This is a genomic window from Streptomyces sp. 3330, assembly GCF_031456635.1.
Lineage (GTDB): Bacteria > Actinomycetota > Actinomycetes > Streptomycetales > Streptomycetaceae > Streptomyces.
This window is the reverse complement of sequence record NZ_JAVDVA010000007.1, coordinates 331,788-344,372: the sequence shown is the minus strand read 5'-3', so window position 1 is coordinate 344,372 and position 12,585 is coordinate 331,788. Positions and strand designations below refer to the sequence as shown.

General features: G+C 74.2%; 13 protein-coding genes. 10 read left to right on the top strand and 3 right to left on the bottom strand.

Translation table 11 applies throughout. From position 1 onward, the window contains the following. Nucleotides 1-24: 24 nt before the first annotated feature. Both J2X68_RS15220 and J2X68_RS15215 read left to right on the top strand, forming a co-directional pair. Complete coding sequence (locus J2X68_RS15220; RefSeq protein ID WP_310433051.1) at nucleotides 25-750, top strand: methyltransferase domain-containing protein; 726 nt, start codon at nucleotides 25-27, stop codon at nucleotides 748-750. Between the two features lie 102 nt (nucleotides 751-852). Continuing rightward, nucleotides 853-1,206, top strand: coding sequence for a DoxX family protein (locus J2X68_RS15215; RefSeq protein ID WP_310433050.1), 354 nt, complete (start codon nucleotides 853-855; stop codon nucleotides 1,204-1,206). 44 nt (nucleotides 1,207-1,250) lie between these two features. Here J2X68_RS15215 and J2X68_RS15210 read toward each other — a convergent pair whose 3' ends face one another. After that, nucleotides 1,251-2,294, bottom strand: a complete 1,044-nt coding sequence (locus tag J2X68_RS15210) for a sigma-70 family RNA polymerase sigma factor (RefSeq protein WP_310433049.1) — start codon at nucleotides 2,292-2,294, stop codon at nucleotides 1,251-1,253. A 591-nt stretch (nucleotides 2,295-2,885) separates the two neighbouring features. On the opposite strand from J2X68_RS15210, the gene J2X68_RS15205 reads away from it, so the two are divergent. From J2X68_RS15205 to J2X68_RS15180, 6 genes are all read left to right on the top strand, one after another. Then, the gene (locus J2X68_RS15205; RefSeq protein WP_310433048.1) at nucleotides 2,886-3,719 is read left to right on the top strand and encodes a M55 family metallopeptidase; all 834 of its coding nucleotides are present in this window, start codon (nucleotides 2,886-2,888) and stop codon (nucleotides 3,717-3,719) included. A 68-nt stretch (nucleotides 3,720-3,787) separates the two neighbouring features. Then, nucleotides 3,788-5,092 (top strand): M20/M25/M40 family metallo-hydrolase, encoded by a 1,305-nt coding sequence (locus J2X68_RS15200; RefSeq protein ID WP_310433047.1) that lies wholly within the window; start codon nucleotides 3,788-3,790, stop codon nucleotides 5,090-5,092. 15 nt (nucleotides 5,093-5,107) lie between these two features. Beyond that, the gene (locus J2X68_RS15195) at nucleotides 5,108-7,306 is read left to right on the top strand and encodes a prolyl oligopeptidase family serine peptidase (protein ID WP_310433046.1); all 2,199 of its coding nucleotides are present in this window, start codon (nucleotides 5,108-5,110) and stop codon (nucleotides 7,304-7,306) included. After that, the gene (locus J2X68_RS15190; RefSeq protein WP_310433045.1) at nucleotides 7,303-8,226 is read left to right on the top strand and encodes an LD-carboxypeptidase; all 924 of its coding nucleotides are present in this window, start codon (nucleotides 7,303-7,305) and stop codon (nucleotides 8,224-8,226) included. Before J2X68_RS15195 ends, J2X68_RS15190 begins: the two co-directional genes overlap by 4 nt. Before the next feature lie 69 nt (nucleotides 8,227-8,295). Then, nucleotides 8,296-8,544 (top strand): LapA family protein, encoded by a 249-nt coding sequence (locus J2X68_RS15185; protein ID WP_310433044.1) that lies wholly within the window; start codon nucleotides 8,296-8,298, stop codon nucleotides 8,542-8,544. Nucleotides 8,545-8,564: 20 nt separating this feature from the next. After that, nucleotides 8,565-9,116 (top strand): GNAT family protein, encoded by a 552-nt coding sequence (locus J2X68_RS15180; protein ID WP_310433043.1) that lies wholly within the window; start codon nucleotides 8,565-8,567, stop codon nucleotides 9,114-9,116. Here the strand turns inward: J2X68_RS15180 and J2X68_RS15175 are convergent. Both J2X68_RS15175 and J2X68_RS15170 read right to left on the bottom strand, forming a co-directional pair. Beyond that, nucleotides 9,088-9,435, bottom strand: a complete 348-nt coding sequence (locus tag J2X68_RS15175) for a DUF6204 family protein (protein ID WP_310433042.1) — start codon at nucleotides 9,433-9,435, stop codon at nucleotides 9,088-9,090. The genes J2X68_RS15180 and J2X68_RS15175 overlap by 29 nt on opposite strands. Nucleotides 9,436-9,542: 107 nt before the next feature. Then, entirely contained in the window at nucleotides 9,543-9,893 is a 351-nt protein-coding gene (locus tag J2X68_RS15170) for a VOC family protein (protein ID WP_310433041.1), read from the bottom strand. A 167-nt stretch (nucleotides 9,894-10,060) separates the two neighbouring features. Here J2X68_RS15170 and J2X68_RS15165 point away from each other — a divergent pair, with 167 nt between their 5' ends. Both J2X68_RS15165 and J2X68_RS15160 read left to right on the top strand, forming a co-directional pair. Then, nucleotides 10,061-10,561: a phage holin family protein gene (locus tag J2X68_RS15165; RefSeq protein ID WP_310433040.1), complete on the top strand. Its 501-nt coding sequence runs from the start codon at nucleotides 10,061-10,063 to the stop codon at nucleotides 10,559-10,561. Between the two features lie 241 nt (nucleotides 10,562-10,802). Continuing rightward, nucleotides 10,803-12,581 (top strand): FAD-dependent oxidoreductase, encoded by a 1,779-nt coding sequence (locus J2X68_RS15160; RefSeq protein ID WP_310433039.1) that lies wholly within the window; start codon nucleotides 10,803-10,805, stop codon nucleotides 12,579-12,581. Nucleotides 12,582-12,585: the final 4 nt, after the last annotated feature.

Sequence of the window (12,585 nt, the reverse complement as noted above, 5' to 3'; positions counted from 1 at the left end):
GCCTTGCATTCCGGGGAGTTGTGCATGAGCGTGACGAGTCGATACCGGCAGGCCTGGGAGGGCTTCTGGCGCGAGGCTCCGCAGGAACCGGGCGGAGTGTTCTGGGACGCGGATCCGAAGGTGACCGCCGCCCTCCACCTGGCCCTCTTCGAACCCCATCTCGCCGATCCCGGTCTGGCGTTGCTGGACCTCGGGTGCGGCAACGGCACCCAGACCCGGTACTTCGCCGACCGCTTCCCGCACGTCGTCGGCGCCGATCTGTCCGCCGCGGCCCTGGACCGTGCCCGCCGCGCCGACCCCGCGGGACAGGCCGCGTACCGGCTGCTGGACGCGGTCGAGAAGGGCGCAGCCGAGACACTGCACGCCGAACTCGGCGACACCAACGTCTATATGAGGGGCGTCCTGCACCAATGCGAGCCCGACGACCGGCAGCCGCTGGTGGACGGGATCGCCGCGCTGCTGGGGGAGCGCGGCCGGGTCTTCCTCGTCGAACTGTCGGAGGCCGCCCGCCCCGTCCTCGGCGGACTGGCGCAGAGCCCGGACGGTCCGCCGCCGAAGCTCGCGCCGATCTTCCGGCACGGCATCGCCCCCGGCGAAGTCGCCGACGACGCGGTGCCCGGGTATCTGCGCGCCGCCGGCCTCACGGTCCTGGCCTCCGGTGAACTGCCGCTCGTCACCACCGAGTACGCGCCCGACGGCACCCGGATCGAGCTGCCGTCGAAGTGGCAGGTGGCCGCCCGCGTCGCGTGACCGTCGTCACACAAAACTGTCTCCGGCGGCTGTCACACTCGCGCGGCGCACCGTGTCAGGGGGGTGCAGGAACGGACGGAAACCCCCTGAGGAGCTGCTGAGATGTTCACCGACCACTCCACCGCCTACGTCGTCGTCACCCTTGTCGGAGCCGTCATGGCGGGCTTCTCGGCCGCCTCGGTCCTCCTCCGCGCCGAGTGGACGGTGAAGCCGCTGGCCGACTACGGCGTGCCGCGCTCGTGGTGGCCGTGGCTCGGCGGGGCCAAGGCCGCGGGCGCGGCCGGTCTGCTGGCCGGCCTGTTCGTGCCCGTGGTCGGCGTGCTCGCCGCGATCGGCCTGATCCTGTACTTCCTCGGCGCCGCCGCCACGGTGCTGCGGGCCCGCTGGTTCGCGCACGTGCCGTTCCCGCTGGTCTACGCAGCGCCGGTGGTGGCCTCGCTGGTGCTGGCCTTCTGAGAACGGGTGCGGGGCCGGTGCGGACGGTCGGCCCCCCCCGTCTGTCAGCCGTCGGCGTCCATGGTTTCGGTGTCCATGGTTTCCGTATCCATGGCTTCGGCGTCCATGGTGTCGGCTCCGACGGTGTCGAGCACGGCCACCTCGATGCCGTCCAGCCGCTCCCGGTCCGCCACCACGTCGATCCGGGTGATCCCGCCCTCCGCGATCGTGAACAGCAGGACCAGCCGCAGCCTGCCGTGCGGTGCCATCGCGAGGCCGACCCCGCCGTCGAGCAGGGCGAGGCCGGTGAACCGGGCCCGGCCGGCCGCCGCCATCGCGCCCTCGGCCACGGGCCCCGCGCCCCTGACCGTGACGGGTTCCGGCGTCGGGACGACGAAGCGGTCGGCGGTGAGGACCACGTCCGGGTGCAGCAGGGCGAGCAGTGCCTCGAAGTCGCCGCCCCTCGTGGCGGCCAGGAACGCGTCGGCGACCTGGCGTTGCCGGGTCCGGTCGACGGCGGACGCGGGTGCGGCGGGTCCGCGTCCGGGAGCGGAGGCCCGGGGAGTTCCGGTGTCGCCCGGGCCGGAGGGCGCGTTCGGAGCGACGGCTGCGCCGCCCCTGACGCGCCGACGGGCCCGGCTGGCCAGCTGCCGTGTGCCGGCCGGAGTCCGGTCGATCATCGGGGCGATGACGTCGAACGGCACGGCGAACAGGTCGTGCAGCACGAACGCCAGCCGTTCGGCCGGGGCGAGCGTGTCCAGCACGACCAGGAGCGCCACCCCGACCGAGTCGGCGAGCAGCGCCTCCTCCTCGGGGTCGCCGCCCTCCGCCTGCCCGGCCACCGGCTCGGTCACCTGGGCGTCGAGCGCCACCTCGGGCCGTGTTCTTCGCGAGCGGAGCATGTTCAGGCAGACCCGGCCGACGACCGTGGTGAGCCACCCGCTGAGGTTCTCCACCTCGCCGACGTCCGCCCGGGTCGCCCGGAGCCATGTCTCCTGAACGGCGTCCTCCGCCTCGCTGAGCGAGCCGAGCATGCGGTAGGCGACCGCGCGCAGGTGCGGCCGGTCGGCCTCGAAGCGTTCCGGTGGCAGGGCGGTGTGCGTGGTCATGGCCGGGTCCCCGTTCGTCGTCACCCACCTGTGGGCGTGCGTGCCCAGATCACCACACGGCAGCGTCGTCCGCACCAGCGATTCCGTGAACGAAGGAACGTCCCTGGCCGTGTGGTTGTGGCACGGCCCGGCCAACAGGGCAGTTCGCTCACAGGTGTTGACGGCACCGGAGAGGACCGGGGGAGGGGACCAGGCCCGCGTCGGCTGCCGGAGGGCGGCGGCCGGAGAGCGGCGGCCGCTCGGGGTGCTGCACGTCGGCGGGCTCCGGACGGCCGGTGCGCGGTCGGTCCGGCCGGCCCCGCGGTGCGACCGGCGACGACCAGGGCTTCGGAGCCGGGACCGGTGAGGGCCCGGGCGTCGGCGGCCCCCCGGGGCCCGGCGGTCCTTCGGCCGGGGTGCGCGGGTCCGGTCACCCGCGCGACCGGGTGGCCCGCCGCCGTCGGCCGCCCGTCCCGGGCGGGCGGCCGACGGCGGCGGCCGAGGGGTGTCTGCCGCCGTGGGGGAACTCCCGGCTGAGCGGCGTCGCTCCCGGGAAATCCGGGCCGCGGCCCGCTAGGCTCGGGTCTCCTTGAGAGGACGGGGTGCCGTGACGTGAAGATCCTCATCAGCGCCGACATGGAGGGCGCCACGGGCGTCACCTGGCCGGCCGACGTGCTGCCCGGGGCGCCGGAGTGGCAGCGGTGCCGGTCGATGTTCACCTCGGACGTCAACGCCGCCGTGCTCGGCTTCTTCGACGGCGGAGCGGACGAGGTTCTGGTCAACGAGGCCCACTCGACCATGCGCAACCTGCTTCTCGAGCAGCTCGACGAGCGGGTGGAGATGCTCACCGGCCGTCACAAGTCCCTCTCCATGGTGGAGGGCGTCCAGCACGCAGACGTGGACGGCATCGCGTTCGTCGGCTACCACGCGGGCGCCGGCATGGAGGGCGTCCTCGCCCACACCTACCTCGCCAACTCCCTCACCGGCGTGTGGCTGAACGACGTACGGGCCAGCGAGGGGCTGCTCAACGCGCACGTGGTCGCCGAGTACGGAGTGCCGGTCGTCCTCGTCACCGGTGACGACGTGGCCTGCGAGGACGCGCTGGGCTACGCGCCCGAGGCGCTGAAGGTCGCGGTGAAGGACCACGTCTCCCGGTACGCGGCCGTGTGCCGTACCCCGGCCCGCACGGCCGCCGACATCCGGGCCGCGGCGAAGGAGGCGACCCGGCTGGCCGTCCGTCAGGAACCGGTGAGCGGAGGGCCGTTCACGGTGGCCGTGGAGTTCGACGCCGAGCACCTCGCGATGGCGGCCACCGTCGTGCCCGGCGTCGCCCGGGTCGGCGAGCGGAAGATCGCGTACACCAGCGGCACCATGTACGAAGGCATCCGTACGTTCAAGGCGGTCACGACGATCGTCTCGGCCGCGATCGAGGAACAGTATGGCTGAGGAGCGGGACCCGGGGCGGTGGCCGGAGCGGCCGCCGGGGCCGGGGCGGCGGCACGGGCGGGAGCGGCATGGCTGACGCGCGGGCGCGGGACGAGGTCGTCCGGTTCACCTCCGATCTCATCCGCATCGACACCACCAACCGGGGCGGGGGCGAGTGCCGGGAACGGCCCGCCGCCGAGTACGCCGCCGCCCTGCTCGCCGAGGCGGGCATCGAGCCGACGCTCCTCGAACGCGTCCCGGGACGGACCAACGTCGTCGGCCGGATCGAGGGCACCGACCCGGCCGCGGACGCCCTGCTCGTCCACGGCCACCTGGACGTGGTCCCGGCGGAGGCCGCCGACTGGAGCGTCCACCCCTTCTCCGGGGAGGTGCGCGACGGGGTCGTGTGGGGGCGCGGCGCCGTCGACATGAAGAACATGGACGCGATGATCCTGGCCGTGCTGCGGGCCTGGGCCCGGCAGGGCGTCCGGCCCCGGCGCGACCTCGTCATCGCCTTCACCGCCGACGAGGAGGCCAGCGCCGAGGACGGCTCCGGGTTCCTCGCCGACCGCCACCCGGGACTGTTCGAGGGCTGCACCGAGGCCATCGGCGAATCCGGGGCGTTCACCTTCCACGACGGCGCCGGGCGCGAGATCTACCCCATCGCCGCGGGTGAGCGCGGCACCGGCTGGCTGAAGCTCACCGCCCGCGGACGCGCCGGACACGGCTCCAAGGTCAACCGGGAGAACGCGGTGACCCGTCTGGCCGCCGCGGTCACGCGGATCGGCGCGCACGAGTGGCCCCTGCGGCTCACCCCGACCGTCCGGGCCGCCCTCACCGAACTCGCCGCGCTGTACGGCGTCGACGCCGACCTGCGCGATGTGGACGGGCTGCTGGCGAAGCTCGGCCCGGCGGCCGCGCTGGTGGAGGCGACCGTCCGCAACAGTGCCAACCCGACCATGCTGGAAGCCGGTTACAAGGTCAACGTCGTTCCCGGTGAGGCGGTCGCCTATGTCGACGGCCGCTATCTCCCGGGCGGCGAGGACGAGTTCCGCACGACCCTCGACCGACTCACCGGTCCCGAAGTGGACTGGGAGTACCACCATCGCGAAGTGGCCCTGCAGGCACCTGTGGACGCCCCGGTCTACGCCCGCATGCGGGCCGCCGTGGAGGAGTTCGCGCCCGAGGGGCACGTGGTGCCGTACTGCATGTCCGGCGGTACGGACGCCAAGCAGTTCTCGCGGCTCGGCATCACCGGCTACGGCTTCGCACCGCTGAAGCTCCCGGAGGGCTTCGATTACCAGGCCCTCTTCCACGGGGTCGACGAGCGGGTGCCGGTGGAGGCGCTGCACTTCGGTGTCCGGGTGCTCGACCGGTTCCTGCGGACGGCCTAGGCGAACGGGGAGAACGTGCAGGTCCTGCCCTACGGTTCCTGGCCCTCGCCCATCGACGCGGCCCTCGCGGCCACGCACGACGGGCGGCCCGAGTATGTCGGCTTCGTCGGCGACGAGGTGTGGTGGACCGCGCCCCGGCCGGCCGAACACGGCCGCCGCACCCTCGTCCGGCGTCGGCACGACGGCACGGAGGAGTCCGTGCTGCCCGCCCCCTGGAACGTCCGCAGCCGGGTCGTCGAGTACGGCGGACAGCCGTGGGCCGGCGCCGTGCTCGACGGCCGGCCCCTGGTGGTGTTCGTGCACTTCGCCGACCAGCGGCTGTACGCGTACGAGCCCGGGTCCGCGTCGGGCGCCGGGCCGCGCCCGCTCACTCCCGTCTCGTCGGTGGGCGGCGGACTGCGCTGGGTGGAGCCGCAGTTGCTGCCGGAACGGGGCGAGGTGTGGTGCGTCCTGGAGGAGTTCACGGGTGAGGGCCCGACCGAGGTGCGCCGGGTGCTGGCCGCGGTGCCGCTGGACGGTTCGGCCGCCGAGGACCGCGCCGCCGTGCGCGAACTCACCGACGACCGACGCCGTTTCGTCACCGGCGCCCGCCTCTCGTCCGACGGCCGCCGGGCCGCCTGGCTGGCCTGGGATCATCCGCTGATGCCCTGGGAGGGCACCGAGGTGGTCGTCGCCGACGTCGGGGGTGACGGCACGCTGAGCGGCGCCCGGGTGGTGGCGGGCGGCCCGGGGGAGTCGATCGCCCAGGTCGACTGGATGCCGTCGACGGGATACGGGCGACAGGGGGCGGACGACGGTGGCCGGTCCGCGGCATACGACGGACGGTCGACCGGCGACGACATGCGGTCGACCGGCGACCAGATGCGGCTGACGGGCGACGACATGCGGTCGACTGCCGACGGGGAGCGTTCGGCCGTCGACAGTCCACCGTCCGCAGGCGACGCGGGACAGTCGGCGTACGACGGACAGCAGTCCGCAGAAGACTGCCTACTGTATACAAGCGACCGCAGCGGCTGGTGGAACCTCTACCGCGACCACCGGCCCCTCTGCCCCCGCGAGGAGGGGTTCGGCGGCGCCCTGTGGAAGCTCGGACAGCGCTGGTTCGCGCCGCTGGACAGCGGACTCGTCGCCGTCGTGCACGGCCGGGGAGCCACCGCGCTCGGGGTCCTGGACCCGGAGACCGGCGAGCTCGTCGACGCGGCCGGACCATGGACGGAGTTCGCGCCCACCCTCGCGGTGCACGGGGAGCGCGTCGTCGGCGTCGCCGCCAGCCCGCGCAGCGCCTACGAGGTGGTGGAGCTGGACACCAGGACGGGCCGGGCCCGGGTGGCCGGAGCCGCGCACGACGACGCCGTGGACCCGGCCTACTACCCCGAGCCCCGGATCCGCACGTTCACCGGCCCCGACGGCCGTGACATCCACGCGCACGTCTACCCGCCCCACCACCCCGGGCACGTCGCGCCCGGCCACGAGCTGCCGCCGTACGTCGTGTGGGCGCACGGCGGGCCCACCGATCGCGCCCCGCTCGTGCTGGACCTGGAGATCGCCTACTTCACCTCCCGGGGCATCGGCGTCGCCGAGGTCGACTACGGCGGCTCCACCGGGTACGGGCGGGAGTACCGGGAGCGGCTGCGCGAGCAGTGGGGCGTCGTCGACGTCGAGGACTGCGCGGCCGTCGCCCTGGCGCTCGCCGACGAGGGCACGGCCGACCGCCGGCGGCTGGCCGTCCGGGGCGGCAGCGCGGGCGGCTGGACCGCCGCGGTCTCGCTGGCCGGCACCGACGTGTACGCCTGCGGCACGATCCGCTACCCCGTGCTGGACCTGGTGGGCTGGGCGACGGGGGAGACCCACGACTTCGAGTCGCGCTACCCGGACAGTCTCGTCGGGCCCCTCGCGCAGGTGCCCGCCCGCTACGCGGAACGCTCGCCGATCGAGCACGCCGACCGGATCACCGTCCCGTTCCTGCTCCTCCAGGGGCTGGACGACGTGATCTGCCCGCCCGCCCAGTGCGAGCGGTTCCTGTCCCGGCTGACCGGGTCGGCCCGCTCGGCCGGGCGGCCGGCGCCGCACGCGTACCTGGCGTTCGCGGGGGAGGGGCACGGCTTCCGGCAGGCGGCCACCATGGTGCGCGCCCTGGAGGCCGAGCTGTCGCTGTACGCTCAGGTGTTCGGGCTGAGCCCGTCCGGAATCCCCAGGTTGGAGCTTGCGCGGTGAAGGAACTCGTACGGCCGTCCCGGCTCGCCCCAGGGGCCAGGGTCGCGGTCGTCGCGCCCAGCGGGCCGGTCGCGGAGGAGCGGCTGGAGGCCGGCCTCGACCTGCTGCGCGGCTGGGACCTCGACCCCGTGGTCGCGCCCCATGTGCTGGACCGGGACGACCTGCTGCCGCACCTCGCGGGCACCGACGCCGACCGGGCCGCCGACCTCCAGCGGGCCTGGTGCGATCCGGGTGTCGACGCCGTGCTGTGCGCACGCGGCGGCTACGGCGCCCAGCGGATCGTCGACCTGCTCGACTGGGACGCGATGCGGGCGGCCGGGCCGAAGGTGTTCGTCGGCTTCAGCGACAGCACCACCCTGCACGAGGCGTTCGCCCTGCGCCTGGGCCTGGTGACGCTGTACGGGCCCGCGGCCGCGGGCATCGACTTCATCAAGAGCGCCCGCGGCCAGGAACACCTCAGGGCCACCCTGTTCGCCCCGGAGTCCGTCCGCACGCTCGCCTCCACCGGTACGGCCATCGCGCCGGGCCGGGCGCGGGGCGTCACCCTGGGCGGCTGCCTCGCGCTGCTGGCCACCGGCTACGGCACTCCGCACACCCGGGCCGGCGCCCGCGGCGGCCTGCTGCTGATCGAGGACGTGGGGGAGCGGCCGTACAGCGTCGACCGCGCCCTCACCCAACTCCTGCGCACCGGCTGGCTGGACGGCGTCGCGGGCGTCGCCCTCGGCTCCTGGGAGAACTGCGGCCCCTACGCGGAGCTGCGCCCGGTCCTCGTGGACCGGCTCGGCGGCCTCGGCGTCCCCGTCGTCGAGGAGCTCGGGTTCGGTCACTGCGAGGGGGCCCTCACCGTGCCGTTCGGGGTGCCCGCCGTGCTCGACGCCGACGAGGGCGCCCTCACCCTCGACCTCCCCGCGCTGCGCTGACCCCCGGCCGCCTCACCCGGGGGCGCGCCTCACCGTGCGTGAGCGCGGCGCAGGGCCCACGCTGGTCGTATGAGCCCGAAGACCTCGAAGGCGTCCCGGAGCGGGGGCAGGAACGAAGCGATGACGCCGGGCCGGATCGTCGTCCTGGCGCTCGCCGTCCTCACTCTGGTCTTCATCTTCCAGAACACCCGCCCCACGAAGATCCGGCTGCTGGTCCCCGAGGTGACGGTGCCGCTGTGGACGGCGCTCCTGGCGACCTGGGTCATCGGCGTCGTCTGCGGCGCCTCCTTCGCGTATTTCCGGAAACGGCGCAAGTGACCTCGTCGTAGGCTGTCCCGATGCCGCACACCGCATCCCGCTACCTCGCCGAGGGCCCCCGCGTGGGCATACGTCACTTCACCTACGAGGACGGGCCGGAGTTCACCGCCCGCGCGCGGGAGAGCGAGGACCTGCACCGCCCGTGGCTGTTCCCGCCGGCCACCGCCGACGCGTACACGGCCTACGCGGGCCGGCTGATCGAGGACCCCTCGAAGGCCGGTTTCCTCGTGTGCACGCGGGAGGACGGGGCGGTCGCCGGGTTCGTCAACATCAACAACATCGTCCAGGGCGGCTTCCAGTGCGGCGCGCTGGGCTACGGCGCCTTCGCGCACGCGGCCGGGCGCGGGCTGATGCGCGAGGCGCTCGACCTCGTGGTGGGCCACGCGTTCGGGCCGATGCGGCTGCACCGGCTGGAGATCAACGCGCAGCCCGGCAACGTCGCCTCCATCGCCCTGGCCCGCGGCTGCGGCTTCCGCCGGGAGGGTTTCTCCCCGAAGATGATCTATATCGACGGGGAGTGGCGGGACCACGAGCGGTGGGCGATCACCGCCGAGATGCGGCCTTGTAGTTGATCTTCATGGTGTCGAGGTCGGTGACCGTCGACCGCAGCCCGGTGAAGCCGTGGCCGAGTTCGCGCAACGTCGCCTCGGCGCGCTCCTCGGCGAGCGCGCCCGCCATCTCGTCGCCGTCCGCCGCGTCCGACACCACCACGTAGCGCATCGAGAAGTGCTTGAGCGGCGACGGCTCGTAGGACAGCGTGCCCTCCTCGGTGAACCGCATGCTCGTCAGGCCGTGCGCGCAGGCCTCGGCGAGGAGGCGGGTGCGGCTCTCCTCGGTGAGACCGTCCCAGGTGCCCCGGACGATCACCCGGTAGGTGTGCTGCTCATTCACTGCCGCTCCTTCGTGCCTGCCGCCGAACGCCCGACTCTACGTCCGGGAAGGCCCGCCGCCCACGGAATTTCGTCCCGCCCGCCGCGGCACCCGGCGCACGCGGAACCTCACGAGCCGCGCCGGTCGACGTACTCGTACACCGCTCCGTCCGGGTGCCGGGCGATCAGGTTGCGGCCCACCGGGGTGGGCACCGGGCCCGCGATGACGTCCGCGCCCAGCTCGGTGAGGGTCCGGTGGGCCTCGTCGACGTCCGCGACGGCGATCGTCGCGGCCGCCTTGCGCAGCAGCTCCAGCTCGGCCGGAGGCCCGCTCATCAGCAGGAAGCAGCCGACCGCGGCCACGTGGACGCCGCCCCGCTCGAAGCGGAGCGCGCCGGTGCCCGCCAGCCGCTCGTAGAAGGAGACCGAGCTCTCCAGATCGTCGACACAGACACGCAGTGTGGCTCCCAGAATGTCCATGCGGACGAGCCTAGTTGGGGCGGGTGCGGTGAGGTGATCCCTTCACCCGATCCCCGCCCCGGCCCCCCTCCCGGTCCCCGCCCGGTTCTCGGCCCCGCTCCCGGCCCGGCGATCCGGCAAGCCGGTCACCGGAGTTAAGCGTCCATGACAGCGGGTACCCGAGGTCCATGGAGCGCATGGATCACCTGGAGCATCTGGACAAGCATCTGGTCGACGAACTGGCGCAGGTGGCGCGCGAGACGATCCGCGAGGAGCTGCGCGAGCAGACCCGCAAGCAGCGCCGTACGGCGATGCTTTACGCGGCCTCCGGCGCCGTCGCCCTCTACGCGGGCGCGGCCGTCGCACTCGCGGTGGGGCTCGCCCTCGGCATCGGTCTGCCGGACTGGGCCGCGGCGCTGATCACCGCCGCGATCCTCGGCGTCGTCGCGTACCTGCTGCGCGGCGCGGCCAGGCCGCACGCGTCGTCCCCGTCCACGGCGGGGCTGGAGGCGGCGCAGGACAAGGGCCCGGGCCGCGTCGTCGGCGGTTCGCAGCCGGCCGGACCGCCCGGTGGCACCGGCCTGCCCTACCCCCCGATGCCGCCGACCGCACCCGGCGCCCAGGTGCCGGCGCCGGGCGCGGCGCCGCGCGCCGACGACATCGATCCCGAGAGCCCGCAGCGGGCCTGACCCGCGGCGCGCATCCGCCGAAGTGACGCACCCGCGTCACGGGTTCGGCGTCCGGGAGGCCCCGCGGCACGAGCTGCCGCGGGGCCTCCCGGCGTGCGCGGGCGTTCCCGGTCGCTCCACAGCCGGCGCGTTCCGGACGCCGGACGCCCGCCGCGGACACCGGCGCACGTTTGACGGCTCCTGCCAGGGGGACGCGGAAACCTCCGTACGACAACCGTCCGAACCCCTCCGGAGGACCATCGTGAGGCGTCCCCGCATCGTGATCGTCGGAGCCGGATTCGCCGGCTACCGCACGGCCCGGACCCTGGCGCGGGCGGTCCGGGGCCGGGCCGACGTCACTCTGCTCAACCCGACCGACTACTTTCTGTACCTGCCCCTGCTGCCCCAGGTGGCGGCGGGCATCCTCGAACCGCGCCGGGTCACCGTCTCCCTGTCGGGCACCCTCCGTGAGGTGCGGCCGGTGCTCGGCGAGGCCGGACGCGTCGACCTCGACGCGCGCACCGTCCACTACACGAACCCCGAAGGGGACGAGGGCGCACTCGACTACGACCGGCTCGTGCTGGCCGCCGGCAGCGTCAACAAGCTGCTCCCCATCCCCGGGGTCGCCGAGCACGCGCACGGTTTCCGCGGCCTGCCCGAGGCCCTCTACCTGCGTGATCACCTCACCCGTCAGGTGGAGTTGGCCGCCTCCGGCGCGAACGCGGAAGAGTGCGCGGCGCGTTGCACGTTCGTCGTGGTCGGAGCGGGCTACACCGGTACCGAAGTCGCCGCGCAGGGACAGCTGTTCACCGACGCCCTGGTCCGCGCGCACCCGTTGCGCCGGGGCATCCGGCCGCGCTGGCTGCTGCTCGACGTCGCGTCCCGCGTCCTGCCCGAACTGGACGAACGGCTCTCCCGTACCGCCGACCGGGTGCTGCGCGGGAGGGGCGTCGAGGTGCGTATGGGGACCTCCGTCAAGGAGGCCACCCGGGACGGAGTCCTGCTGACGGACGGCGAGTTCGTCCCCACCCGCACCCTGGCGTGGTGCGTGGGCGTACGGCCCGATCCCCTGGCGGAGTCGCTCGGACTGCCCATGGAACGCGGGCGGTTGCTCGTCGAACCGACGCTGCAGGTGCCGGGCAGGCCCGAGGTGTTCGCGTGCGGCGACGCGGCCGCGGTACCGGATCTGGAGCGGCCCGGGGAGTACACGCCGATGACCGCGCAGCACGCCTGGCGGCAGGGCAGGGTGGCGGGGCGGAACGTCGCCGCCTCGCTGCGCGCGGGCGGCGGCGCGGCCGGTCTGCGGCCTTACCGGCACAAGGACATGGGCTTCGTCGTGGACCTGGGCGGGGTGCAGGCCGCCGCCAATCCGCTCGGCGTCCACCTGTCCGGCCCCGCGGCGGGCGCGGTCGCCCGCGGCTACCACCTCGCCGCCATGCCCGGCAACCGTGTGCGGGTCGCCGCCGACTGGCTGCTGGACGCCGTACTCCCGCGTCAGGACGTCCAGCTGGGCCTGGTCAGGTCCTGGTCGGTGCCGCTCGACACGGCGTCACCGGAGCCGGCACGGGTACCGGAGGACCACCGCCGCGAACCGACGGCCCCCGGCCCCGGCGCCGCCACCCGGGAGGACGTGAAGGCCGGGAACCGCGCGGACGCGACGGACGGAGCGGACGGCGCCCACGCGTCCGACACGCACACGCACGACACGCACGACACCGATGAAGGGAACGACGTGAACGCCAAGAACGACGTGAACCAGGAGACCGGCGGGTCCGGCGAGCACCACCCCTCCCCGGAGGACGACTCGCAGTCGATCACCTCGCCGACCCCCGAGGTGGGGCGGCACGGCGGCGGTGAGGACGAGTCCGGCACGGGCCGGCGATCGCCGGAGGACGGCTCCCAGTCGATCACCTCGCCGACCCCCGAGGTGGGGCGGCACAGTTCCGGACCGGCGGACGTGCGCGACGACAGGACCGCGGACGAGCCGACCCCCGGCCCCGTCGAGCACGGCGACACCCGCGACGCGAAGGGGGACAGGTAACCAG

What these genes read in the sequence shown, in the direction of transcription:
- J2X68_RS15180 (WP_310433043.1), top strand. Translation starts at nt 8,565, where the DNA reads ATGCCGCACACCGCATCCCGCTACCTCGCCGAGGGCCCCCGCGTGGGC.
- J2X68_RS15185 (WP_310433044.1), top strand. Translation starts at nt 8,296, where the DNA reads ATGAGCCCGAAGACCTCGAAGGCGTCCCGGAGCGGGGGCAGGAACGAA.
- J2X68_RS15200 (WP_310433047.1), top strand. Translation starts at nt 3,788, where the DNA reads ATGGCTGACGCGCGGGCGCGGGACGAGGTCGTCCGGTTCACCTCCGAT.
- J2X68_RS15170 (WP_310433041.1), bottom strand. Translation starts at nt 9,893, where the DNA reads ATGGACATTCTGGGAGCCACACTGCGTGTCTGTGTCGACGATCTGGAG.
- J2X68_RS15165 (WP_310433040.1), top strand. Translation starts at nt 10,061, where the DNA reads ATGGAGCGCATGGATCACCTGGAGCATCTGGACAAGCATCTGGTCGAC.
- J2X68_RS15220 (WP_310433051.1), top strand. Translation starts at nt 25, where the DNA reads ATGAGCGTGACGAGTCGATACCGGCAGGCCTGGGAGGGCTTCTGGCGC.
- J2X68_RS15210 (WP_310433049.1), bottom strand. Translation starts at nt 2,294, where the DNA reads ATGACCACGCACACCGCCCTGCCACCGGAACGCTTCGAGGCCGACCGG.
- J2X68_RS15215 (WP_310433050.1), top strand. Translation starts at nt 853, where the DNA reads ATGTTCACCGACCACTCCACCGCCTACGTCGTCGTCACCCTTGTCGGA.